This is a genomic window from Paenibacillus sp. LjRoot56, from assembly GCF_964253335.1.
GTDB classification, from domain to species: domain Bacteria; phylum Bacillota; class Bacilli; order Paenibacillales; family NBRC-103111; genus Paenibacillus_E; species Paenibacillus_E allorhizoplanae.
On record NZ_CAXURV020000001.1, the window covers coordinates 1,155,580 to 1,181,016 of the forward strand.

Below are 25,437 nucleotides of genomic sequence, written 5' to 3' on the forward strand. Positions count from 1 at the left end.
TGACACATGAGAAATGCAATAATACAACCTTTTATATCCAATTAACCGCTCTATCTGAAATGCGTGCAAAAAGGCAATAATTTCTGCCATCATTTGGCAAAATAGCATCTTTCGCTCCAAAAGGTTGCCTTTTCGGCTAGGCCCCTTTAATCCGGAGTCTTAGCCTACAGTCTTTGCTCATTCTTAGAAATACTCTTTATTTCGAGCGTTTACATGGAATTATGAAATGCTGATGAGTCGTCGAGCGTCTTTACCCATTCCGAAAACTTCCTTGGTGGCATTAACTTCAAACTACCGTGCATCTTACGATTGTTGTAAAAGTCCATATAGTCGTCGAGCCCCTTATACGCTTCATCAAAGGTCATGAAATCTCTTTGACTGAAGAGATCGCGTTCTAGCAGGCTATGGAAAGACTCGATGAAGGCATTCAAGTTCGGGGTTCGTGGCGGTATGCGCTCATGGACTAGATCAAGGCTCTCGCAGGTGTCTTGAAATAACTTGCTAATGAATTGTGGCCCGTTGTCCGTTCGAACGACGGGTAACGTTTCATTTGCTGTTGTCCGGTTCTGTAACGCGTTCCACAGTGTTTGGACGGCATGTTTGGCTTCACATACCCGACCCTTGTATTGTCCAACGACGACGCGGTCGAACACATCAATAATACTGAGTACATAAAAGAAACGTTCCTGTCCAATGACATAACCATACTTAATATCCATTTGCCAGAGCTGGTTGTGCCCCGTAATGGATCTGTTTTTCGCTAATCTGCGAGGATGTGTTTGGATCCTTTTGCGTTGTTTTTGAAGGATTCCTAGCTCTTTACACAAGCGATACGACTTCTTTTTGTTCAGTATCACACCACGTTGGTTGCGAACACATTGTGCTAGAAGCTTATAGCCGTAGACATGTTCTTCGCCTTCAAGGAGTTCGAGCAGCCACTCTTTGATCTGTTCGTCACTAACCGTATCCCCCGATTCCGTAAGCGAATAGCCAGGCACTGGACGCCCCATTACAGCAACTTCCGGGCTTTTTGGTTCCAATTGTGCAGCTCGCTTTTTCCGATCATAGTAGGTGGATTCTGACAATCCAAGTATGCGCAGAACCTTTGCAGTTGGATTTCCCCGCTTAATAAATAGGTCTGCTACTTCAAATTTTTCAGATAAGCGGGGTTCTTCTTTTTTAGCAGCTCACGTAAAATCTCAATTTCTAGTTCCTTTTCACCAAGCACCTTACAGGCCTTTTCATAGCGTTCTTCAACTTTTTGTAGCCTTTGAAGTTCCTGTAAATGCTCGTCAGCCTTAGGTATTTCTTCTTGTGGAATGGAATCACGATGCTCCCTAATCCACTCCCGGATAGTTTCTGGATGAATGTCGTACATGCGGGCTAACACCCCAACCTTAACTCCAGCCAATGCTTCTTTAACAATTTTAAGACGTTCTTCTTGGTTCAACCTTTTTCCCATACCGGATCATCTCCCTTATCCCTATTTTAATAAAATGGGTAGGAAGACTCCAGTTTCTTTAGGGGGCCTAGGAGTTTTCGCATCAATTCGTCTTTACTCCACCGTTTGCTCCGAAAAAAGATGCCTATTCACATCTTTGACCATAGCTAAGCTGGCACTTAGTAAATGTAGAATGATACTATTTCCGCCAAAAAGTGGAACACTCTGCCTTATCCGCCACATTAAACGCGATCATTTTCTCAAGTAATGAATAATCAACCGGACTATTCCACTTGATACGCACCAACTCCTTCGTGTGATCGTAGCCAGCTTGTACAATATCATCCGCGAACTGAAGAATGCCAGCTTTTTCAGGGGCAATAGCCAAATGAGGTTTGGCTACGCTAAACCCAATAATAAATGTGCCGTGGTCGGTAAACATAGGCTGATTCCATGCGATTTTTGGCTCTAAATTCGGGAACTTCTCAGATACCCAAGTCAAAACTTCTTCCGTTCGATCCCGATGTTGTGGGTTATCGATACGCCCTAAAAACTCTGCAAAAACTTCCATGGTATTCCCTCCTAAATTGACATGCATATTCCTATTATTAAGCCCAAAATCGATTAAATCATCATTGATTTCTTCTGAACAAACGATGGATCGTCTTGAGGAGCAGTTGGCAAGTATGACAAAGGAATAGATGTCATTAGGATACCACAAAACGGAATTACAAGCCCCTAGTCACGGCAGTTGAAAAGGATGAATTATCCAGTTGCAACCATTTTTGTCTTAAACATATGAAACCACTTGGGCATCAAATCGTATCATGAGTATATGAATGACAAGGAGGAAATTTACACATGTCCATATACAAGCGCATGCTCGCGAGCGTCGGGATCGGCGCGGCCCAAGTAGATCTCATGCTCCATCAAGATACGGTGAATGCCGGGGAAATAATCAGTGGCGTCGTCAGAATTCAAGGGGGGCGCGTGGATCAGCAAATCACTGATGTGTACGCCTTCGTTATGACGCGTTACCTGAAGGAGCAGAACGATACGAAGACGCAAATAGAAGCTCCTGTGGCTAAGTTCCAACTTACTGGGGAATTTACCGTTGAGGCGGAACAGGTCTATGAGTTACCAGTCTCGTTCCAGCTCCCTAACAATACGCCAGCGACTTTGGGAAGAACCCCTGTGTGGATTCAAACGGGACTTGATATTAAAGAAGCGATTGATCCGAAGGATCAAGATCAGCTTCAAGTAAGACCACATCCACATTCCGAGGTTGTACTCGAGGCTGTCAATGAACTCGGATTCCGACTCCGTGAGGTGACATGTGAATATGCGCCATCTATCGGCAGAGAGAATGGAGTGCCTTTCGTTCAAGAATACGAATTCGTCCCTACCATGCAATTCAGGGGCCAACTGGATGAATTGGAAATCATCTTCTTCCCGGACGAGGACGGCGTCGACTTGCTGCTGCAGATCGATCGCAAGGCGCGCGGGTTAACCGGCCTATTTGCCGAAGCGACGGGTACGGATGAAAGATTTGTAAGGGTGCGATTCGACCGTAATCAACTAGATTCCGGAACTAGCTACGTTGCTGATGAACTAGCCGAGTTGATTCGTAGGTACTTATAAGATTTTATCGACATCATAATATTCACAACAAACGCTAAGAAGCCTTTCCCGTTGTGGTGAGGCTTTTTTCCTGCTCATATTCCCGATTGAGCAAGTGACCAGTAAACCCAACAATATAGGGTTGCCTATTGTCCATCTTTCGCAGTATCCTTGCATATAGATGATTAGACGATGAATGACCAAGGGAGCTGAGACAGATGGAAGTCAAATTTTGTAGTAGCTGCGGAGCTGCCATGGAGACACGTGATGTGGATGGAACGGAGAGACGGGCCTGCACAGCGCCAGAATGTAGATTTGTTCATTGGGGCAATTACAGCATCGGTGTCGGAGCGCTTGTGATGAAGGATGAGAAAATATTACTTGTGCGCAGAGCGCAAGAACCAGGGAAAGGCCGCTGGACGAACCCTGGTGGCTATATTGAGCAGCATGAATTGATTCAAGATACGATTGTGCGAGAAGTATTGGAAGAAACCAGCGTCGAAGCATCAGTCTCACGACTGGTTGCTGTACGTGATCTGCCGAGAAGCATACATAATGTGTACATTGCCTTCGAAATGTCCTACATTAGCGGAACCCCTCAGCCGGATGGTGTCGAGGTAGATGCGGCAGGCTTTTATAGCCTCGAAGAAATGGCTTCTATGCCAGTGGCTGATTTCACGAAGTGGCTCATTGATGTCGCCTTACATTCCAAAGGGGACGGTCTTATTGAGGATAAAGAACCTGCCATTCCGATGGCTGGATACGGATTGTACCGTGTGCCAAAGGTTAACAACATATGATCCAACTTCGCGGACATCACTTGCTCTGTTTGTTAGGCTACCGAGGAATGGGGTATTCGCCAGCGTTTTGTGAAAATATGACGACGGTCTATGAGCAGCTGCGCACAGAGCCTGAGACGATGATTCGCATTGTGCTCGGACCTGATGATCTGTGCGCTGCATTTCCTCAGGATCAAGTTGCACATTGCGAGAACCGGACGGTGTACCAGCGAGATGCCGAGATTGTTGCCAAGCTCGGCTTGGAGGTTGGGATGGAGCGGACCTGGTCCACGATTTGCGGTCAAGTTGCTCTTGAAGTAAAGCCGACAGATATCAGCAATCTCTGCGCGACATGCCGTTGGGAGCCATACGGCGTTTGTGCAGATGGCGTTCGCATCATAGGGGAAGGCGGCGTATTGCCGCCTGTTCCGAAGAAATAAAAGGACCAGCGCGTAAGCGCAGGTCCTTTTTTCTCCACATAAGAATTTATAAAATTCCGGAACTCGGAAGAACGAATTCTTATTGGCGATAAAAACTACATGTAAAACGCGGTCGCACATCTTCGGAATACTTCGATAGAAGTTTTTTTCATACAAAAATACTGACATCCGAGCCTATTTCCAGCTTCTCAGCTGGGGAAGAGAGAATGTTTGCGACCATCCGCATCTCATCGATGGGTTGTAGATAAGATCTTAACTGGCGACTATCCTTCTGGTCAGGCTGCAGCCACTTCTCCATCTGTTCCTCATCAAGAATAGCTGGCATGCTTGCGTGGTACGGCGAGACAACCGAGTTGGATTCCGTCATAAGCATCATGCACGTGCGAAGCTCTTCTCCCCCTGAAGGGGCTTGCCAAATGTCGTACAGCCCAGCAATGCCGAACGTGCCGCTCCGCATTTTAAAACGAATCCACTCCGTCTCCTTACCTTCCGTTCGCCCCACGTAGAAACTGCTGCAGGGGATGACACAACGTTGTTTTTTGACGATGCGCTCGAACACGATATTGGAGAAAATGGAATTGCGATCACCGCATACAGCATCCTTCGCCCAGAAAGGCATCAAACCCCAGCGGAATTCATCTAATATACGTTCTCCCTTACGATTGATCATCACGGCAGATACAGATTCAGTTGGGCGCACCTCATACCGATTGGAACTGTAGGATAAGAGCCGATCGACGCGGAATTGCTTCATAACTTCGTGAACATCAGCCAGAACGGCTATAGAATGACACATGATTATCACCTCATTTTGATTTTGGTTAGTGTTTTCCTAAAGCAACCAATTCATGTATGAGACTTAACACTTTTTTCCACGGCAACTCCATATGAAAAAACCAGAAGCATTCTGCTCCTGGTTGTAAGGGTTATTCAGCTATTGGCATTTGAATATCGGCAGCATGGACATGTATCCGGTTCTTACCGTTGCGTTTGGCGGTGTACAAGCATTCGTCGACAAGCTGGAACCATGCCTTTTTCATCGTATTTCGATTATAGGTCGCGAGTCCAATACTCATCGTCAGTCTCTGCTCCGGCATTTCAGGAATGACCGTATCACGTACGGACTCCATGATTTCTTCGCAAATGGCAAGCACATCTTGTTGCGATTTGCCTACGAATAATACGGCAAACTCCTCGCCGCCATAACGAAAGGACATATCATCTGGTCCAAGCACTTCTTTAAGAATAGAGCCGATCGTTTTGAGCACTACATCCCCAACCCAATGACCATAATTATCATTAATAAGCTTGAAATTATCGATGTCCATTAAGGCAAGCTCCAGAGGTGTATCATGGGGCATATGCGAAATGAGGTGGTCTGTATGCTCTTGAAAAGAACGGTGATTAAACAATTCGGTAAGCGCATCAACCTTGGAAAGACGATCAATCATGACGTTGCGAATCAGCAAATCTTGCTCACGTATGACGGAGTGTTTAAGCTTGGCAAGCAGGTCGAGTCCACGACTCATAACGGTAAAACAAAGAATGAAAGTTGACGTCAAGATGGTAAGCGAGGCGATAACTTCGTAAGGGTTCGTTGTTTGTCCTTGTAAGACCTGTATAGACAATAGAATCAATAAACAAGCAACACCTAGACTGTAGGCGAAAATCACATATTTTTTATGAAAATAAACCGAGGCTAACAAAATTGGCATGCAAAGAAGCTCAAAACTACTTGTCATTTCAGGAATACAAAGGATGAATAGACTAACCATAGTCATAGTCCATATGATCATGATAAACTCACTATAGTTCTTCAAATAGTGCATCGACAAATAGCCTAAACCCATAAGAAGAAGCTGTAATATCGTAGGGAAAAGCTGAAAACGCATAAAGCTATTAAACCAATTCGACGGCTGCTCATTAATTTCAAAGCTTAGAGCAATCGTAGCAGCTACTTCATAAATGATGAGGATCCACCATAACGTTAGAATGAGCTTTCGATTCCAAGTTGGATCATGTGCTGGAAATTGTTCCATCAGAAGGTGGCCACTTTCCTTTCAGGGCAGTCGGTATCGAAATGATTTGTGCCTTATCCTGATATTGTAAAGAATAACCCCCTCTTTAGGCAAGCTATTAATGATGTTAATCGATTCGTTTTGAAAAAAAATTATATAGTCATTGGGGAGGCCTATGACAGCTCTAGGGTATGTGCATACATGGGAACATTATAAGGATGAGCTTCAACTGCTAGATAAGAAGCTAGAACTTCTCTATAAGCGTCGTCAAAAGCTTACACCTGATCCGCAAACGGATTCATTCCGCGGGATGTTTGTATCGGAGGATGAATTTATTCGTCTCATTGGCGGATTTGGCAGTGAAGAAGAGATTGATGAGGATGAGCAAGACGTACTCCGTATGATAGAGCAGCTAGAGAGTGCCATTGTAAGTCGCCTTGCAGAAAGCCGCAAGGGGGGCACATTTCTGCCGTTGGCCTATTTATCGACCGTTTTCGGTTTCTCATCTGTAGAAGAACGCATCGTTATGCTGGGGCTTGCCGTGGAATTAGATCGAAAATATGAGCGGATTTTTGGCTTTCTATTAGACGACTTAACTAGCAAAACACCAAATATTAGCTTAGCGCTGCAAATTGCTTGTTCAAGTCCGGAGGACATGAGGGCTGCTCGTACGACCTTTATGGCACCTGACGGTCGATTGGCTCGTTATGTGCTGCACCCAGACACATTGGTTGTCAGTAGTCAGACGCTGTTATCCAGACCCTTGCAGCTAGATAAACGGATTGTGACCTTCCTGCTGGATTCAGGCGAGCTAGATCCGAAACTCAAGCCAGCTGTCGAGATTATCTACCCGGATGATGAGATCTCACCCTTGCTTGTGCAAGAAGATTTCCAACAGCGATTACGCGGATTCATTACGGACATGTATCAAGCGCCAGCAGCTGAACGCAAACGGCTTGCCTTCCATCTCTGGGGGAATGCTGGTTCTGGCAAAAAGCTGCAGGTGAAGCATCTCAGCCGCTCCTTCCATAAGCCGCTGTTGTTGGTAGATCTTGCTGATGTGCAGCTGCATGCGGCGAGCTTTGATGATCAGATTAGCGTTATTATACGCGAAGCGATTCTTCACCAAGCCATCCTGTGTTTCACGCGGCTGGAGGTGCTTTACCCCGCAGAGCCAGACCTGGCTGCGCAGCAGCGGCTCGGGCGGTTCCATGAGCTGCTCGACGGCTATGGCGGCATGATCTTTCTCTTAGCCGGGCGATTCAACCGGCTAAGCTGGAAGCCCAAGGAGCGCCTGCTCCTTGAGCATGAACTTACCGTGCCTGACGAAGGCGGGCGCGAGCGCCTTTGGCAGGCATTTGCGCAGGAGATTGGCGCCGGCGCGGATGTGGACTATCGGGTGATGAGCGGGAAATTCCGCTTCACCCCGGGACAAATACGCCGTGCGCTCTCGCTGGCGCGCGGGTACTCGAACTGGCAGGATGCAGCTGCCAGCGCTGGTACTTCGGGCGCGCTGCGCAGCGACGCGCTGTATAAGGCGTGCTACCAGCAGGTGCAACACAAGCTGGAGCGCAAAGCGACGCGCATTGAGCCTCGCTATGGGTTTGGGGATGTGATCCTCCCACCCGAGCAGAAGGATCAGCTCCGCAACGCGTGTAACCAAGTGAAGTATCGCGGCGTCGTGTACAACGATTGGGGCTTCGAGAAGAAGCTGGCCTACGGCAAAGGGCTTAGCATGCTCTTCGCAGGTCCGCCGGGTACCGGGAAGACGATGTCGGCACAGGTCGTAGCCGGCGATCTGCAGCTTGAGTTGTATAAGGTTGACCTCTCGCAGGTGATCAGCAAATACATCGGTGAAACCGAGAAGAATTTACACGAAATCTTCGAAGAAGCGCAGTTGAGCAACGCGGTGCTGTTCTTCGACGAGACGGATGCGCTTTTCGGTAAGCGTTCCGAAGTGAAGGATTCACACGATAAGTACGCGAATATTGAAACGGCTTATTTGCTTCAAAAAATGGAAGAGTATCAAGGTATCACAGTGCTCGCTACTAATCTATTAAATAACATTGATGAGGCCTTTCTGAGGCGGATCAATTATGTCATTAAATTTCCATTTCCGGATAGTGAATATCGAGAGAAAATTTGGCAGTCGATGTTTCCGCCAGCTGCACCGCTTAGCCATGATGTTGATTTCAAATATCTCGCACAGCGATACGAGATTGCAGGAGGGAACATCAAGAATGTTGTGCTCTCTTCTGCATTTTTGGCAGCGGAAGCGGGTGAATCCATCCGAATGCAGCATATTATCAAATCCATTCGGCATGAGCTGCAGAAATCGGGTAAAATCCTCGCTCGACAGGAGTGGGAGGATTACTAGAACAGTACGCAAAGGACGATCTTACAATTTTGTGAGATTGTCCTTTGTCGGTTCTATACACCGATTTTCAGCCAAATATCGCCATTTTCCGGGATGAAAAACATAAATAAATACGAGAATCCTATAGTCAACCTGACGGTTTACATTTATAATAGAAAAAGATACACAATGTGACATATTAAGCATCTTTTTTACAAGATTTATAGGTATTTAGAGGCAGGAAGTGACACTCATAGGCAATTATTCTGTCATCGCTGATGTAAGTGCATCTTTAGTCAAGCTACTTAGAGAAAACATGACCCCAGATCCTATTCCACAACCAGAAATGATTGGTCTCGCATCGCCTGTAGATAAAGGGGATTTCTATCTTTCACTCTATCTATATAATGTTCGTGAGAGCGGCAATAATCGCCAAACCCATATGATTGCTAGAGGGACGAACGAGATTCAGTTTCCTCCTATGGTTGTCGATTTAAGTTACTTAGTTACGGTACAATCGCCAGCTGAGCTTTCCTCGAGAGCATTGGATGAGCATCGAATTCTGGGCAGAGCGATGCAAGTATTCTACGATCATTCCATCCTTCGAGGTTCGATGACAGTGGGCACATTAGCTGAGCAAGATGAAGAAGTCCGTATTATCATGGATCCTTTCAAAGGTGAGAGCCTCATGAATATGTGGAATTTCTCAGACACCCCTTACAGACTCTCAGTTGCTTATACGGTGGGGCCTGTACATATTGACTCAACGCGCATCAGAACAACAAAAAGGGTTTCGGAAACCGATTTTCGTATTCAAGGTTAGGAGGATTCCACCCGTGGATCAGATTCGAATATCACAATTGAGATCCCGCGTTTCCCTGGTTGTGTGTGTGATTGACGCACTCACCTCTCAAGCTCCTCTTGGCAACACGACCACAGTTCACCTGGAAGGCACCCGTTCGAAAGCAATTCGTAAATCGAATGGTTCCTATATATTCAACGATTTATCCCCCGGCGAATACCGTCTATCGGTACATAGCGAGTATTATTTTCAAGAACAAACCAACATCACAGTTAACGCACATAATTTTATCGAAGTTGTTCAAATGAAACCGTTACCTTCGTATCCTTTTTCTCAAGGGGCAGGACTGATTCGCTTCATGCTTCAGAACGCAGCTGGCTCTCCAATTCGCGATGCTCACTTACAGTCGACCGTGCTGACGGAGGACTGCGCACGCGCGCGTGTAATGGTTGATCAAACCGACAAAGGTGCTAGTGAAATGACATTAGGTTCATTTACAGGAGGCATTGTAGTAGGTGATGTGTACCTGCTGCGAGGTAGAGGTTCCCAACCTGATGAAGAGGTCATCCGCATTTCCGAAGTGCTGGAGCACCAGAAACGGTTTCGACTCGCTAATCCATTGACGAAATCGTTTGTGCGTGGCGCTATGCTGCTTCCCGTTCAAGAAACTCGTAGCACGGAACGGGGAGAGGTTGTGATTGCTTTTCGAGGTAATCGGATCCCGACGTTTCATACCGAGTTGGTTATCACGTATGGGACGGATAGCGAGCATAAGATCAAGGATCTCGCAGTAGCAGAAGGAACCACCACTAACCTTGGCACGATACAACTCGCGTAACCCTAATTAGTAGAATGGACACGTCCATCTTCTATACAAAATGACAAGCAGAAAGGAGAGAACTGGTTTCATGTCTTTGGCCATATTTATTGAGTAAGCAGTGCCATCTGACTGAACTGGGGAACAATGGCTGACTATTTATCACCTGGAGTCTATGTGGAAGAGTTTGACAGCGGAGCACAACCGCTTGAGGGTGCAAGCACAAGTACGGCCGGGTTTATAGGGCTTGCGCAAAGAGGGGAAATTGAAGGTGTCCCTCAACTGGTTACGAGCGTAGCTGATTTCCACCGTTTATTCGGGAGCTACTTGTCCGAGAATGAATTCGGCGAATATCGTTTCCTTTCTTATGCCGTAGAGCATTTCTACTTAAACGGAGGTAATCGCTGTTTCGTCATGCGTGTAGCGCCAACTGACGCGAAAGTAGCAACGAACAAAGCGGCTTCGAATAAAGAATCGGCAATTCTTGAGATTGCTTCCAAGAACCCTGGAACATGGGGGAACCAAGTTCGTATCGTGGTTGTGCCAGCTAGCAAAGCTAAGACGCAAATCTATGAAGTGCTAGGCGAAACACAATATCGCGTGAAAAACAACGCTGGCTTTAACGTTGGCGACGTTGTTGCTTTTGAAGCAGCAGGCGTGAAGCAATACAGCAAAGTTGTCGCTTCCCAAGATAACATTATCTCGTTGTCTGAAGCACTTGATGGCGATGTTGTAGATAGCGGATTGCTACCTGCCAAAGTTCTGACAACAAGTGAATTTACACTTCATGTATTCTACGGTGACGAAGCTGAGACGTATGAGAAGGTATCCTTGAACATCACAGCAGCGAATCACATTGAGAAAATCGTTTCCCGTTCAAATATTATTACGGTGAAGGATTTGACAGAAGGTCAAGATCTTGGCGCAATCGCTCCTTTCGAGGTGCTTTCCGGTGAGAACGAAACAGCTGGCAAATTCCAAATCGCTTTGTCTGGCGGCAGCAACGGTTCCATCGCGAATGTAACGCCTGATATTTACATGGGTGTTGATCGTGGGCCTGGCAAACGTACAGGGATTCAGTCCTTCATCGATAACGATGTCGTATCCATCATTGCGATTCCAGGTGTAACTGAGCCGACGGTTCAATTATCCCTTGTAGCGCACTGTGAAAACTTGGGCAGCCGCTTTGCGGTTCTCGATATTCCACGCGAGAAAACAAAGGTAGCGGATGTTATGACACACCGCAACATCTTTGACAGCTCTTATGCAGCGATGTACAACCCATGGTTGCAAGTATTCGATCCATTAGATAAACGCAACATTTACATACCGCCATCTGGTTCCGTCATCGGTATCTACTCCCGTTCCGACCAATCCCGTGGTGTTCAAAAAGCGCCAGCGAATGAAGTTGTTCGCGGTGCAGTTGGCCTCGATTGCCAATATAACAAAGGCGAGCAAGATATTCTAAACCCACAAGGCGTTAACTTGATCCGTCATTTTGCTGGACAAGGTATTCGTGTATGGGGTGCTCGTACAACATCGTCGAACGGTTTATGGAAATATGTGAACGTAAGACGTTTGTTCATCTTTATCGAAGAGTCCATCAAGAACGGCACGAACTGGGTTGTCTTCGAACCGAATGACGAACAGCTTTGGGCACGTGTACAGCGGACGATTGATGCGTTCTTGACGCGGGTGTGGAGAGATGGTGCTTTAATGGGCGGAAGTCCTTCTGAAGCGTTCTACATTAATATTGGTCGCAGCACAATGACACAGGATGACATCGATAATGGTCGATTGATCTGCGTAATCGGGGTTGCTCCGGTGAAACCTGCCGAGTTCGTGATCTTCCGTATTACTCAGAAAACAAGAGAAGAATAGTCTAACGTTAGATATTACGCATATTAGGAAAGGGGTATATTATGGCTGGCGAACGTAGGGATCCATACCGCAATTTTAGATTTAGAATTGAAGTAGAAGGTATTCAACAAGCTGGATTCAGCGAAATTTCTGGATTTGATGCTTCCTTATCGGTAATTGAATACAGAGAAGGAAACGAAACCATCACGCCTCGGAAGCTTCCGGGTCTTGCTAAATACGGTAACATCTCATTGAAATGGGGAGTTACAGACTCCATGGATATGTACAACTGGATGTCAGAGTCCATTCAAGGTAAAATCTCCCGCAAAACGGTCACGATTATCGCGATCAACGAAGAAGGCGGAGATGTAGCTACTTGGCAGGTTATCGAAGCATGGCCATCCAAGTACTCAGCACCTAGCTTCAAGGGGACTGGGAACGAAGTTGCTATCGAGAGCTTAGAGCTTGCACATGAAGGTATGACACGTACGAAGTAATGTTTAGCTAGAGTAGGTGCCGGAGCGAATACCTCCGGTTCCTGACTCTTCTTTTTGTTAACATAGAAGAATTTATTGTTTTTAACCACGAAGGAGGTAATGACACCATGGCTTTCAAAACAGAATATGAATTTGAACTTCCAAGAGGGTATGTAGATGACAATGGTACGCTTCACAAAAAAGGTGTAATGCGCTTAGCGACAGCTGCGGATGAAATTTTACCGATGCGTGACCAACGTGTTCAGCAAAACCCAGGTTATTTAACGATCATTTTGCTTACACGTGTTATTACAAATCTAGGGGACTTGCGTGCGATTGATACGCGTGTCGTTGAGAAGTTCTTCACAGCAGATTTAGCATTTTTGCAAAACTTTTATCGTCAGATTAATGAAATGGACGCTCCGAGGATTCATACAAGCTGTCCAAAATGTGAGCATGAGTTCGATGTGGATGTGTCTTTTTTGGACGAGATGGCGTAACGGGCTACCCCATTGACAAAATATATGAAGAAGTAGGCTTCATTGCTTATTATTTTCATTGGTCACATGATGAAATTATGTCCATGGAACACCGTGAACGCCGTACGTGGTGCGAGGAAATTTCCCGCATCAACCGTAATTTGAACGAAGAAGGTAAAAAACAGCCAGACAATCCGTTTGATGTGTTTCGGTAAGAGGTGAGTAACAAGCAATGGCAAAGAATTCATCCAAATTGCATAATGTAGGCGGCAACTTTCGTTTTCTCGTTGAGCTTGATGGACTAATCGTCGGAGGTTTCTCCGAGGTGACAGGCATGAAATCAGAGATCGAAGTAAAACCGTATTGGGAAGGTGGCTTGAACACCCATCCACACTATATGGTTCAACATACGAAGTACCCGAACATTGTGCTCAAAAGAGGTATCAGTAACGCCAGCGAGTTGTGGGATTGGTACAATAATGCTGCACAAGGCAAAATTAGTCGCAAGAATGGCTCCATTCTTTTGTACAACGTTGAGGGTAAAGAAATGTGCCGTTGGGAATTCACAAGCGCATTTCCTGTGAAATGGAACGGACCCGATCTCAATGCAGGCAGTGCCAATGTGGCGATCGAGTCGATCGAACTGGTGCATGCGGGGTTGAAGACGATTTTTAAGAAATAAGTAACTTTTAGGGGGATTGTTCATGAACTCTCGACAATCGCATAAACCCCGTGGGATTAAGAAGAAGGGTTCATTACGTTTTGCTGAAGGTAAACGCACGACAACTGTCGGTCAGACTTCTCGTCAGGCGAAGCAATTTGCCACTGGTATTATGGGGAAGTATGGATTCGATCGGAATAATTATTTAGGCATGTTTGCCCTGATTTTTAAGGGCAAGGGATTACTGACAGATAAAGAATTAGCATCTATCAAGAACCCGAGTGATCGGGCTTGGATTCTGCAATTACAGCTACAACTGCAAAGCTTGAAACATCCAGAATCAGCACCTTTCATTACGAGGCAGCAAACGATTCAGCATATTCAGAAGCTATTGACACAAAGTGGATATCGGTTACCGAAGCAAGTCCTTATAGATGGAAGTCATAACGAGGAAAAAAGTGTGCCCTCTGAACCAACGCAGGCAGCCGTTGATGTACCTGTCAAGAAGAAGAGAGGACGTAAAAGCAAGAAGGAGAAGGAATTAGCAAGCCAAATCCTAGCTGAGCAAGAAATTGCAAATGCCGCTAAACGTAATCGTGCACAGTCTAAACAAGAAACAATTAACGTCGTTAATAAACGAAACTCACCGATTATGCAGCGTTCGATGAGGCAGCTCGTTGCTTCGATAGGTATGTTAGCTCATTCTACAAGCAGCAAGATGAATCAACCGAGCCCTATGGTGAATGGCGTTCAACATACAGGTCACAGAACAAATATTAGTCAGAAAACAGTGAATTTATTATATAAACAAGCTTTGCGTGACAACAAGGACAGTGATCTAGTCCGTTCAAGTGAGCATTATGGAAAAACCGTTAGGGCGAATCATTCTAACGTCGCTCAGCATGTGGAAGCCATTCGAAGTACTTCCGTTTGGCTTGAGCAGTTCCAATCTGGGAAGTTGAGTTTGGGACGAAATGACGATGAAGCTTCTGGTGCCCGTTTATCTGGGCAAAATATGCTGAAGTCGAATCCTTCTTTTCTCAATGTAGCTAAGCTGATCTTACAAGAGGTAACGCAAACACCAATGAGTCACCGCGGGTTGACACAGCAAGGTTCGAACAACATGAGTGATTCTGAGGTGCCAAGATCGAGCTCTACAGATTCTCAAACCATCGGAAATAGAAAGTCGTTAAAGCTGGGAGAAGGTCCTTTTTCGGAAGAGTCGTCGCCAAGTACAGTTCGCTTTATTCGTAGTTTACTAAGCAAACATGCTGAAGGGCAGGATCTTCAAGCGAGCAAACTACAACCCGCTGAACAAGATCAGGCGGAAGGCTCTACACGCACAAGAAAAAGCGAATCTTCCATTGCGAAAGGGTTTCTTTCTTCCAGTCTACAACCAATGGCGATTAATGCTGCAAGCTTAACATCACGTTTACCTAGATCTATGCATGCTTCTGCAGGTTCATCTAGTCCTAGTCGTTCTAGAAATAGGGAAAAGGATACGAGCACGACGAAGATTTGGCGTAAGACAGGTGATCCACAGGAAGCCGCTAAGCTACAGCCATCTTCACAAGTGTTGCAAGAGCAAGGAACATTAACAGAAGTAGTCCAGAGATTACAACAAGAACGTGATGAAATAAGGCTACAGGAAGCGGTATCAAGTCAGTCACCTGTGATCGAACAACTGCGTATTCAACAAGAGCAGCAGGAAGCTCAACTACGAGTACAACGAGAAGAGCTACAAGAGCAGCAAGAAGTGCAACAACGGGCACAACGAGAAGAATTACAAGAGCAGCAAAGAGCTCAACAACGGGCACAACGAGAAGAGTTGCAAGAGCGACAAGAAGCGTTACAACGGAGACAAAGAGTAGAACCACAAGTGCAGCAGGAAGCTCATCAACAGTTTACGCAAGCTCAGTTGCAGATTTCACAAGAGAACGAGCAGTCTACTAATCTGGTGCATGAGCGTGAAAGTCAAGATTTCCATCAGCGACAAGTTAGAGAGAATCCGCAAGAATTGCCGGAACTACAAGTAACGAAAAACAACCATGTAACTGACTTACAACGTGAACCTCAAGTGAGTCTAGGGCAAGGAGAGCCACGCCTTCAACAACAGCAGGATGTGGACATTGCAGAATCCGTGGTTTTGCAACCGATTGAGCAGCCTGTTAAGCGAAAAAGAGGACGACCACGCAAAAATAGCAGCCTCCAACAGACAAGTAAAGAAACAATTGTTGGATCCTCAGAGAGCTTGACTACTTCTACGGATATGCTATCCATGGAGAAGACGACATCCGATTCTGAGACTGTGGGAATGCCAGGGCAGGAAAGAGTAGCATCCAAACACGTTGAGGTTGTGACTGCTTATCCGAGCCAGGTGTACAGGAAGCCTGCGCGCATGGAAAATAGACGTCCAAATACTCAAAAAATTCAAAGCAACGAGAGCTGGTTGCAGCAGCTCGTTACCATACAAAGACAGCCCTCTTCTAATAATGATTCTTTCATTAGGAGTACAAATAGTGTAAACAATGATGGTATGCAAGTCTTAACGAACAGGACTTCTACCCACTTATCAATAAACGCAATAAAGCCTGATTTAGGTATAGATCTGTTGGCTAGATCAACAAGTAAGCTTAGAGATCAGCGCTTAAGAGAATCCTCCATAGTTTCTAGGAAAACTAGTCGAACTTCCAACGGAGAGGAACTGCGTGGAAGTAATCGGGTGCACCGTCAGCAGGAGAATCAAAGCGTAGACAATCAAAGCCTACCTATCCAACGAAAGTCGGACTTATCAGAAAGTAAACCGCAAAGAGCAATTCCTATGGAACCCAGCTGGAAGGGGGATGAATCCCTTCGTTCTGCTACTACACTAGGACAGCAAGAAGTTCAGACAAGACAACAACAAATAAAGCAAGAAGACCAGATTCAAAGCAATAGGTTTGTGGTGAGTGAGAAGCGTCCCACTGGGAAGTTAACCACTGAGTTTGCAGCTAAAATCGCAGAAGACAGTGTTCGATCCATAGGATCGTTGCTTTCTACACCAATACATCAGAGAAGCACAGAAAATAGAGAAGTTGTTCGTCTATTGCGCACTACTCTACGCCAAGCCGGAGAAAGCAACAACAGGATGGCAGATCTACAACAGTCTGGTTTACGAGAGGGCCATGCAGGATCGGGTCCACAAGGGATGACAATCAGACAAACCTTAGCCGCAGAAATCGCAGCAAAGGTAGCACAAAGCAGCATGAACTTTGTGAATTCAAGTAAAGCTGCCATGAACGGCCCGCAGTCGCTTCAACGGAGCTTACGCCAACCAGCTAGTTTGGTGCAAGACGGTGGCAGTCTGTTTTCAACAGTAACGTCGAGGGAGAATAGGCCTCACAGCGCTGTGAGAGCAACTGAAATCAAATCAAGTGTCAGTGAACAGGTTACTGGCAAACCAACGAATGAAACAACGGTTGTTGGGATCGTTCAGCCAGCTAGTTATAATCCTCTTGATATAGTTAGGCGAGCTGGAAGCCCTTCTCGTGTTAATCAGGTGAAAGAGCAGCAAGCTAGTATTCAGCGTAAAATCGACTTAGGACAATTTATATCTCGAAAACCAACCCTTAGCTCTCGCAATCAATCATCTTCAACAAGCAGCGAGGGTGATGCTACGATTTCACGCTCAACTGGTCCAGGGGTGAGAGGTCAGCTTACACTTCGAGCCGGGCGAGTCGAGAATGGTACGGTAACAAGACGAGCAAGCGGATCAGATGATGCGCAGTCATTGGGAATGACTAGCATTGCGGAGCAAGGAAACGTGCAAAGGTTAGCTGATATCGATCGGAAGGACGAGAGACAGTCCAATAGTGTTGAAAGTGTTGAACCAATAAGTGACTCTGTAACAGAGGAAGTAGGAGCACTGGCTTCCTCGATCAATGAGAAACAAAATTCAACTAGCAGAATGATAGATGTACTTATCGAACAACAGAATTCCGATACTGCTACACAGATCCAATTGAGCCGAATTGATGGAGAGGTGGACATACAACCCAACCATCCGGCAAGAGAGGTTGTGCGTGGGGAACTTGTACAACGGCCGTCTTTTGCTGAAAATAGCAGGCAATTGAAACCGAACAATGGAATTGACCATCTTCTGCAAGCTAGAAGTATAAGCAATACAGTAGTAGGAAAGCTCGTTCAGCGCTCACTAGCAAGTATGAATGGTATTCAGGTAAGAAGAGCTAATCAAGCAGATAACGTGCAATCACGTAGTGCATCTGGTGAATTAGTACGTAGCGTGCCAAGATCATCTGAGAACGAAATTAGGCAGCATGCAAGACAACGTGAGACTGCAGGACGGGTGGACAGAACAGTTGTTTCAGCGCCAACACGTTCCGTGCAAAGCGAATCTGGAAGAACGACAGGTTCATCTCCGACTAATCGATCTGTTAATCTCACAAACGGTCAGATGCTTAGTCAGAATATGATGGAAAGTTCGAACCGGATACAAGGTAAAGCAGGTATGGGTACTGGCAATCTAATTCAACATGCAAGTGAGACGAGAATTAGGCAATTAATCAATAAAGCATCTGCTCAGGATATCAGGCAAGGAATATTGCAGGGTGCTGATGGTGAAGCATCACCAAAGCGTGGAGCAGTGAACTGGACTGGGGCGCAAGCCGAACATCTTCAGAGACGCGTAGTCGTCGATGGCAGTGAGCGCGCGCCTATGCGGGAAGCACATGGTTCGGAGAGTCGCTTGGAAGCGGAACGCTTGCAAGTGGATTCGGCGGAGCAAACCATCAGGGCCATGGTGAGCGCGCAGGTGGAAGAGCGCGCACAAGGGCTAGAGCCTGCGGCCGCTTCGCGTGCCGCAGAGACGGTCTCGGTCGCGCGCGCTGCACGCGCGCCAAGAGCTCGCCAGAGCACGAGCATGACACCGCGTGTCATGCCGCTGCTGGCGAGCAGCGCAGGAGCGCTTCGCGCTGCTCCTGCGGGAATGGCTGCGGCTTCGCCTGCCGCAGCGGAACACCGACTGCCCGCCCGCGGGACGGGCAGTCTCATACAGGCGGCTGCCTCTGGCGGAGCCGTAGCAGCAACAGCTGGCGCGCGAAGCGGCGCCAGCATCACGAACAGCAGCAGCCAAGGCTGGGCTACTGCTGCATTAACCAAGCCGCTGCCCACGCAGGTGCAGCGGCTTGCCAGACCCGTCGGCGGCATGCAAGGCAACGCCGACATTCACCAAGGCACGTCAGCGATGAGCGTGCCAATGCAGTCCCGCACGCAGCAGCCGTCCATCGGCGCGAGCCACCAGGGCACGCCAATGGTAAACATGCCGATGCAATCAGCAAGTCAAGATCACCTTGCTTCACCGCTCAGCATGCTGGAGCATAAACAAGCCCCAACGAGTCAACTGGCGAACGCTCCGCTCGACATGGACTGGCTGCGAACCAAAACGAGCGCAGACTCAGAACCAACACCAACAGCGCCGGTCGATCAGACGCCGCCAGAGCTAAGTGAAGAACAGCTGAAAGAGCTGATTAAACAGCTTCCACAGCTGGATATCTCCAAAATCGCGGACAAAGTATACCGCGAAATCGAGAAAAAAATGAAATTCGAACGGCAACGCCGAGGTATATAAGTTTTTACATGACTATGGCAGAAAGGACGGATTCCTATGGCGCTTAAGAAAGCAATGATTATTGTACACAAAGGCAGTAAAACAGAAAATGTACAAGTCATGTTTAACCCAGGTGAGTATACGATTGACACGAGTAATAACTACGACTGGAAAACAGTGCCGGGTCTGTCCATGCCAATTGCTCAGTTCGTGAGCGGGGGTACGACGACACTCACCATGGATTTCTTTTTCGACACCTACGAGAAAGGGACGGACGTTCGTCAGTTGACGACGAAGATTTCAGGTCTCCTCGATGTGGAGAAGGAGATCCATGCACCGCCGCTATGCAGATTTGTATGGGGTTCACTGGATTTCAAGGGAGTCGTCGTCGGTGTAAATCAGCACTTTACAATGTTCCTGGATACAGGGGTTCCTGTTCGCGCTAAGCTGAAAGTGACGTTTAAATCCACACTGAGCAAGAAAGATCAACTCAAGCAAATTCCGCGTCATTCGGCAGATCGAACGAAATTGAAGATGCTTAATCAAGGTGATCAACTATGGACGATAGCTGCCAATGAGTACGAGGATCCTACGATGTGGCGAGAAATCGCTAAGGCGAATGGGATCGATAATCCAATGAAAGTAGCCACGGGACGCCGCATTTCAGTTCCGCGGTTGGATTAAGCCGATGGCCTTAGATTTGGAAACGAGTTCTTTTACCTTTGACGACCTGGCCAAAAAATATGGTGATTTTTACGCCCCTTATTACGATATTAAAGTGGATGGCACGAAATTGTCGGATGATATCGCACTGGATAATCTACGTGTGGAGACAACGATTGATGGCACGGCGGACTCTTTTTCTTTTCGAGTAGCAAATGCGTACGATATTACGAAGAATGAATTTCAATGGCTATCTACCTTCACATTAGGTAAAGCCATTGATATCGGTTTAGGTTATGTAGACAAATTTACGCCTGTTTTTACGGGACAAATCACATCTGTCGTTGTGGATTTTCCAGAAGACGGCGCCCCTGGTCTCGTTGTGCGTGGGATGGATATTTCTTATCTCATGATGAAAGGGACGAAGTCTCGCTCTTGGAATAAGAAGAAATACAGTGAAGTCGTTGAAGAAATCGCCAAAACATATGGCTTCAAAACCAATGTGGATGCCACGACAACGGTATTTCCGGCACTTTCACAGAGTCAGATCAATGACTATCACTTCATTCAAAATTTAGCGAATTTAGTTAACTATGATTTCTTCGTTGTGGGGAAAAATTTGTATTTCCGTAAGCCATTAACGGCGATGACAGCCGTGATGACGTTAGAAATGGGAAAGACGCTCCGCAGCTTAATGATAGATCACAATTTGGCTGAGCAAATTACGGGTGTAACCGTACGAGCTTGGGATAATAAAGAGTTAAAAGTCATCGAAGGCAAATCAGCCAGCGTGACGAAGCTCGGTGGTAACAGCAAGACGGGCAAGGATATTTTAGGCTCAAAAGGTGATTTCATCGAGCATATGTATACGAATGTAAGCTCTGTGGAGGAAGCAAAAAGCTACGCAGATGCGATATTAAATCGCCGAGCCATGAAGCTGGTTAGCGGCAGCGGGGAATGTATTGGGATTCCAGAGATTCGCGCCGGGCGCTATATCAAGCTCAGTGGCGTTGGCAAGACGTTCGACCAACCGTATTATATTACGGGAGCAACGCACATTTTCGACGATGAAGGTTATACAACTCGGTTCCAACTGGGAGGGAATGCAGTCTAATGTTCAAAACTCCCGATATAACAATTGGTGGTATATCCGATTTTGCCAGTCAGAAGATTGGCGGCGTCATGGTGGCCGTGGTTACGAATAATACCGATCCTGATAAAATGGGTCGTGTGAAGCTCAAGCTGCCGATGCAAGAAACCGAAACGGAGACAGACTGGGTTCGTATCGCGACGTTAATGGGCGGTAAGGAAATGGGCAGTCTTTTTATACCGGAAGTTGGGGATGAGGTATTGGTTGCCTTTCATTTAGGCGAGCTGCGGATGCCGTTCGTGATTGGTATGCTATGGAATCCGAAAAATATGCCTCCAACACCAGCTGAGAAGAACGATTTGCGTATGATCAAAACAAAATCAGGTCATGAACTGTCTTTCAATGATAAGAGCGGTGACGAGAGTATCACAGTGAAGACGAAAAAAGGCCAGATTATTGAACTGAAGGACAAAGATCAGAGTATTTCGATTGCTGACTCCAGTGGGAACAATAAGATTTTGATCAAAGGCGGGTCGGCAAATGAAATTTCGGTCGTCAGCCAAACATCGAAGATTACCTTGAACGCCAAAGGCGAGGTCGGCATTGAAAGCACGAAGGAAATCAAAATTAAATCTACGCAAATTAACATAGAAGCATCTGCTACCATGGCGCTGAAGGCAGGGGCAACGCTGGATCTGAAGTCAGATGGGATCATTAACATCAAAGGTAGTATGGTGAAAATTAACTAGCGTCAAAATCAATTAGCGAGAGGGCGTGGCGAGATGTCGGAAGCATTTTTGGGACGAGGATGGAAATTCCCTATTCAGGTAGACCCTGCAACAGGAAGAATACGAATGTCCGAGTATGAGGAAGACATCGCTGAAGCGATTCGTGTCATTCTGGGCACCACGCAAGGTGAACGCGTCATGCGCCCTTCTTTTGGATGCGGCGTACAGGAATTTATTTTCGGATTAACGGATGATACGACCCTTCATTTGCTGCAAACGAATATTGAAGAAGCCATTCGCAACTGGGAGCCGAGGGTTCACGAGGTTGAAGTAAAAGCCATTCCAGAAGCGGATGACCCGGCCAAAGTCATGATTCATATTGCCTATCAGGTGCGTACTACGAACAACTTGTTTAACCAAGTCTATCCGTTTTATTTATTTGAAGGTTCGAAATAGAAAGAGGATGCGGAACCGATGACGATACGTGCAGAGAGGAGGTGGAACTGTGCAACCTCCCAAAATTGATGCCAGAGACATACATGATCTGATCGCCCAAATGAAGGAAATGGCGCCGTATTATACGCCAGAGTGGCGATTTACGCCAGAGAACCCGGATCCGGGTTCGGCTTTATTCCTCATGTTTGCGGATATGTTTCACGATAATATTAAACGATTGAATCGGGTACCCACGAAGAATCTGATCTCGTTTCTGAATATGTTCGATGTCACGTTGCTTCCAGCAAGACCGGCTAGTAGTTACCTGACATTTGCATTAAACGAAGGGACGAAAGAATCTGTGTTTATTTCGGCGGGTACGCAAATTGCTGCTGCCATAGAGGCCGATACAATTCTATATGAAACGGCACGCAGCGCCTTGTTGACGCCAGCTGTGCTCACAAGCATTTATGTGACAAGTCGTAAACAGGATATCATTGTCCGGATCACGGATGACTTCTTACTTGCGAGTCGTCAAGGCTATGCGTTCCCGAAGAAGCTGTTTCGTCTTCAGGATGGCGACAATTTACAGGAGCATGCCTTGTATTTGGAGCACAGTTCCCTTTTCACGGTAACCAACCCGGCACGAATTGAGATCGAATTCCGGAACGGGGCGAAACGCTTTGAGGAGTTCGGTATGTCCAGCCAACTGGCAGATCCAGAGCTTACGGAATGGCTGTATGCAACAGCAGATGGTTGGAAAGCATTTGATGCCGTAGAGGCGACGGGTAATCGGGTTATTTTGCTCAAAAGTGTTCGTGAAGAGCTCGCTCTTAAAGAAGTGAATGGCCAAAGCGGTCGCTGGATTCAATGCCGATTAAAGCCACTCGAAACTGGTCGTACGACGCTCGCTGACAGCAGGCTTTCTATGGATCATATATCTTTCAAAACCGACTATGTAGATACACTCGAAACGGGCGGTATTCAACCTGATCAGATGTTTTACAATGATATTGATGCGGATCCTTCGGGGTTCTATCCATTTGGTGATCAATTCGCCCTGTATGGCTCCTTTTATATTGGGAGTCAGGAAGTATTCACGAAAACGAATGGTGATATTAAGCTGAGTTTCGGTCTGCAGGCGATTGAGAATCGTTTTGGGGCGGAAAACGCGGATCAAGTTGACTGGAAAATGGTCATGAAGAAGAACAAGTTCGATAAAGCACCTGTTGTGCATGTGACGGTTCTTCAAGTGGCTTGGGAATATTGGAATGGTACGACGTGGGTGCGGCTAGATGTGGGCAAGGATGCGGAGAAGCTCTTCTACTACCCCGTCCAGCAAAAGGTTCGCAAGGAGATTGAGTTCCGCTGTCCGCCTGATCTTCAGGCTACTTATGTGAACGGGAATGAGAACCGCTGGATCCGAGCACGTATTTTACATATCGAAAATGCGTATATTGCACAGGCTTTATATTTATCACCTTGGATAGACGAAGTAGCGCTAACGTACAAATACGAGGATCGTCTTTATCAAGCGGAACGCTGTTTGTCCTTCAATAACACGGTTTTCGAGGAACGAACTAAGCATAGCCGTCAGTTGGCAGGCGGATTTGAACCCTTCCAGCCTTTGGAAGGCAGCCATCCAGCGCTATGTTTCTCTTTTGATACACCGCCTGTGAGAGGTCCTATTTCGATATTCGTCTCGATTAAACAACAACGATTCTCAGAGCATGACGTCCCTATGCTAGAGTGGGAGTATTTGCGAGCAGGCTTGCTCCCAGGAACTCCACCGGAGTGGGGGACACTCAAGGTTATCGATGAAACGAAAGGCTTGACGCAAAGCGGAACCGTGCAGTTCGTGGGTCCATCTGATTTTGCAGGCGTCTCTCTATTCGGTCAAGAGGGTTACTGGATTCGGGCTACGAATCGGGATGATATCTATGATGATGTGACGGGGCGTGTACATATTCCGACGATTCAGGGCGTGTATATGAATACGGTTCATGTCCTCCAGCAGGAGACGATTACAGGTGAAGTACCTGAGGTTAAAGGGCTGGAAGAAATGGAATATCAACTGAGCAGACAAGGAATCGTATCGGAGGAAGTATGGGTCGATGAGACCGAGTTCGTGACGGAAGAGGATATCTCTGAGTACGAGTTATCTGGAGCACCGCTCATGGACATTCGCCGCGATTCAGAGGGGAATATCCTGCAGGTATGGGTTCGTTGGACAGCTGTTCGCGATTTGACATTATCGAGCAGCCGAGATCGGCATTATGTGATTGACCACACCTTTGGACGCATACGTGTAGGGGATGGTGTTCATGGGATGCACCCGCCGAAGGGCGGACTAGAGCAAATGAAGGTCACCTACCAAGTTACAATGGGTCAAATCGGCAATGTCCCTGCTCGTCAGATCAATCAGATGCAGGATTCGATTGCATTTGTAGGTGAGGTGTATAACCCTGAACCCGCATCGGGCGGTTGTCAGGCGGAGAAGCTGGAGTCTGCGCTAGTGCGGGGGCCAGAGATGTTGAAGCATCGTAACCGAGCTGTTTCGTCCAAAGACTACGAGTGGTTGGCTAGAGAAGCCTATCCGAACATCGCGAAGGTGACGTGTATTCCGAATCGGAATGCGTATATGAAGAAAGAAATCGGAGCAATGACGCTTGTTATTTTGCCAAAAGAAGGCCAACAGGGCAGTTCAACGTTTCCTGAGCTAAAAAAACAAGTGGAACGATTCATTCTGGGGCGTGCCTCAAGTCTGGTTGCTTTCCCGGAACGCTTGCAGGTCATTGAGCCGGTGTATATGGAAATATCAGTTTCTGCTGTAGTCGCTGTTGAGGGAATGGATACGGTCGTTCTCACGGAAATTCAGGCAATTGAGAAATTAAATCGTTTTCTTGACCCGCTAACGGGCAATTTTGATAATAAAGGTTGGGCCATTGGTGCGCAGATTCATCCTTCCGTCTTTTACGCGCTGTTGAAATCGATTCGGACAATCAGCCATGTTGAAAAGCTGTATATGACCGTATTCAAAATTGAAGACGGTGAGCGAGTGGAGTTGGATGTTAATCATCTGCCTTCATTGCCGCATAGCATTATTGTGAGCGGAAAGCACAAGGTGGTTGTAAAAGTACTGTAATACTTGTGAAGCAAGTTTTTTA

Annotated in this window: 22 protein-coding genes; 17 read left to right on the top strand and 5 right to left on the bottom strand. The window is 46.7% G+C overall.

The window, feature by feature from the left end; all coding sequences use genetic code 11:
- Positions 1-209 precede the first annotated feature (209 nt).
- The 3 genes from ACSQ8O_RS05255 to ACSQ8O_RS05265 form a co-directional block, all read right to left on the bottom strand.
- Positions 210-1,130 (bottom strand): IS3 family transposase, encoded by a 921-nt coding sequence (locus tag ACSQ8O_RS05255; protein WP_436241947.1) that lies wholly within the window; start codon positions 1,128-1,130, stop codon positions 210-212.
- Between the two features lie 11 nt (positions 1,131-1,141).
- On the bottom strand, positions 1,142-1,462 hold the full coding sequence (locus ACSQ8O_RS05260; protein ID WP_436240722.1) for a transposase: 321 nt from the start codon (positions 1,460-1,462) through the stop codon (positions 1,142-1,144).
- A 178-nt stretch (positions 1,463-1,640) separates the two neighbouring features.
- Complete coding sequence (locus ACSQ8O_RS05265) at positions 1,641-2,012, bottom strand: iron chaperone (RefSeq protein ID WP_056612204.1); 372 nt, start codon at positions 2,010-2,012, stop codon at positions 1,641-1,643.
- Positions 2,013-2,302: 290 nt separating this feature from the next.
- On the opposite strand from ACSQ8O_RS05265, the gene ACSQ8O_RS05270 reads away from it, so the two are divergent.
- The 3 genes from ACSQ8O_RS05270 to ACSQ8O_RS05280 all read left to right on the top strand — a co-directional run bounded on the left by ACSQ8O_RS05270 (position 2,303) and on the right by ACSQ8O_RS05280 (position 4,280).
- Positions 2,303-3,082: a sporulation protein gene (locus tag ACSQ8O_RS05270; protein WP_436240723.1), complete on the top strand. Its 780-nt coding sequence runs from the start codon at positions 2,303-2,305 to the stop codon at positions 3,080-3,082.
- Between the two features lie 197 nt (positions 3,083-3,279).
- Entirely contained in the window at positions 3,280-3,861 is a 582-nt protein-coding gene (locus ACSQ8O_RS05275) for an NUDIX domain-containing protein (protein ID WP_436240724.1), read from the top strand.
- Positions 3,858-4,280, top strand: a complete 423-nt coding sequence (locus ACSQ8O_RS05280) for a DUF1284 domain-containing protein (RefSeq protein WP_436240725.1) — start codon at positions 3,858-3,860, stop codon at positions 4,278-4,280. Before ACSQ8O_RS05275 ends, ACSQ8O_RS05280 begins: the two co-directional genes overlap by 4 nt.
- Positions 4,281-4,428: 148 nt before the next feature.
- Here ACSQ8O_RS05280 and ACSQ8O_RS05285 read toward each other — a convergent pair whose 3' ends face one another.
- The gene (locus tag ACSQ8O_RS05285; protein WP_436240726.1) at positions 4,429-5,076 is read right to left on the bottom strand and encodes an SOS response-associated peptidase; all 648 of its coding nucleotides are present in this window, start codon (positions 5,074-5,076) and stop codon (positions 4,429-4,431) included.
- A 130-nt stretch (positions 5,077-5,206) separates the two neighbouring features.
- Positions 5,207-6,319 carry a GGDEF domain-containing protein gene (locus ACSQ8O_RS05290; protein ID WP_436240727.1) on the bottom strand — a complete coding sequence of 371 codons (1,113 nt, stop codon included), beginning with the start codon at positions 6,317-6,319 and terminating at the stop codon, positions 5,207-5,209.
- 154 nt (positions 6,320-6,473) lie between these two features.
- Between ACSQ8O_RS05290 and ACSQ8O_RS05295 the strand changes: the two genes are divergently transcribed.
- The 14 genes from ACSQ8O_RS05295 (at position 6,474) to ACSQ8O_RS05360 (ending at position 25,415) form a co-directional block, all read left to right on the top strand.
- Positions 6,474-8,675: an ATP-binding protein gene (locus tag ACSQ8O_RS05295; RefSeq protein WP_436240728.1), complete on the top strand. Its 2,202-nt coding sequence runs from the start codon at positions 6,474-6,476 to the stop codon at positions 8,673-8,675.
- A gap of 223 nt (positions 8,676-8,898) precedes the next feature.
- Positions 8,899-9,477, top strand: coding sequence for a DUF4255 domain-containing protein (locus ACSQ8O_RS05300; protein ID WP_436240729.1), 579 nt, complete (start codon positions 8,899-8,901; stop codon positions 9,475-9,477).
- 13 nt (positions 9,478-9,490) lie between these two features.
- Positions 9,491-10,294: a beta-sandwich domain-containing protein gene (locus tag ACSQ8O_RS05305; RefSeq protein WP_436240730.1), complete on the top strand. Its 804-nt coding sequence runs from the start codon at positions 9,491-9,493 to the stop codon at positions 10,292-10,294.
- A gap of 126 nt (positions 10,295-10,420) precedes the next feature.
- A complete protein-coding gene (locus ACSQ8O_RS05310) occupies positions 10,421-12,154 on the top strand; it encodes a phage tail sheath family protein (protein ID WP_436240731.1) in 1,734 nt (577 codons plus the stop codon).
- A 41-nt stretch (positions 12,155-12,195) separates the two neighbouring features.
- A complete protein-coding gene (locus tag ACSQ8O_RS05315) occupies positions 12,196-12,630 on the top strand; it encodes a phage tail protein (protein ID WP_056612231.1) in 435 nt (144 codons plus the stop codon).
- 107 nt (positions 12,631-12,737) lie between these two features.
- Positions 12,738-13,109 (top strand): hypothetical protein, encoded by a 372-nt coding sequence (locus ACSQ8O_RS05320; RefSeq protein WP_056612233.1) that lies wholly within the window; start codon positions 12,738-12,740, stop codon positions 13,107-13,109.
- Positions 13,110-13,129: 20 nt separating this feature from the next.
- Positions 13,130-13,303 carry a DUF6760 family protein gene (locus ACSQ8O_RS05325; RefSeq protein ID WP_312886413.1) on the top strand — a complete coding sequence of 58 codons (174 nt, stop codon included), beginning with the start codon at positions 13,130-13,132 and terminating at the stop codon, positions 13,301-13,303.
- A gap of 17 nt (positions 13,304-13,320) precedes the next feature.
- Positions 13,321-13,770 (top strand): phage tail protein, encoded by a 450-nt coding sequence (locus tag ACSQ8O_RS05330; protein WP_056612237.1) that lies wholly within the window; start codon positions 13,321-13,323, stop codon positions 13,768-13,770.
- Positions 13,771-13,792: 22 nt separating this feature from the next.
- Positions 13,793-19,375, top strand: a complete 5,583-nt coding sequence (locus ACSQ8O_RS05335; RefSeq protein ID WP_436240732.1) for a hypothetical protein — start codon at positions 13,793-13,795, stop codon at positions 19,373-19,375.
- 36 nt (positions 19,376-19,411) lie between these two features.
- On the top strand, positions 19,412-20,038 hold the full coding sequence (locus ACSQ8O_RS05340; RefSeq protein WP_236289891.1) for a CIS tube protein: 627 nt from the start codon (positions 19,412-19,414) through the stop codon (positions 20,036-20,038).
- Between the two features lie 4 nt (positions 20,039-20,042).
- Complete coding sequence (locus tag ACSQ8O_RS05345) at positions 20,043-21,131, top strand: phage late control D family protein (RefSeq protein WP_436240733.1); 1,089 nt, start codon at positions 20,043-20,045, stop codon at positions 21,129-21,131.
- A complete protein-coding gene (locus tag ACSQ8O_RS05350) occupies positions 21,131-21,856 on the top strand; it encodes a phage baseplate assembly protein V (RefSeq protein WP_057309158.1) in 726 nt (241 codons plus the stop codon). Before ACSQ8O_RS05345 ends, ACSQ8O_RS05350 begins: the two co-directional genes overlap by 1 nt.
- Before the next feature lie 33 nt (positions 21,857-21,889).
- Positions 21,890-22,291: a GPW/gp25 family protein gene (locus tag ACSQ8O_RS05355; RefSeq protein ID WP_057309160.1), complete on the top strand. Its 402-nt coding sequence runs from the start codon at positions 21,890-21,892 to the stop codon at positions 22,289-22,291.
- A 49-nt stretch (positions 22,292-22,340) separates the two neighbouring features.
- Positions 22,341-25,415, top strand: coding sequence for a baseplate J/gp47 family protein (locus ACSQ8O_RS05360; RefSeq protein ID WP_436240734.1), 3,075 nt, complete (start codon positions 22,341-22,343; stop codon positions 25,413-25,415).
- The last annotated feature ends 22 nt before the right edge of the window (positions 25,416-25,437 follow it).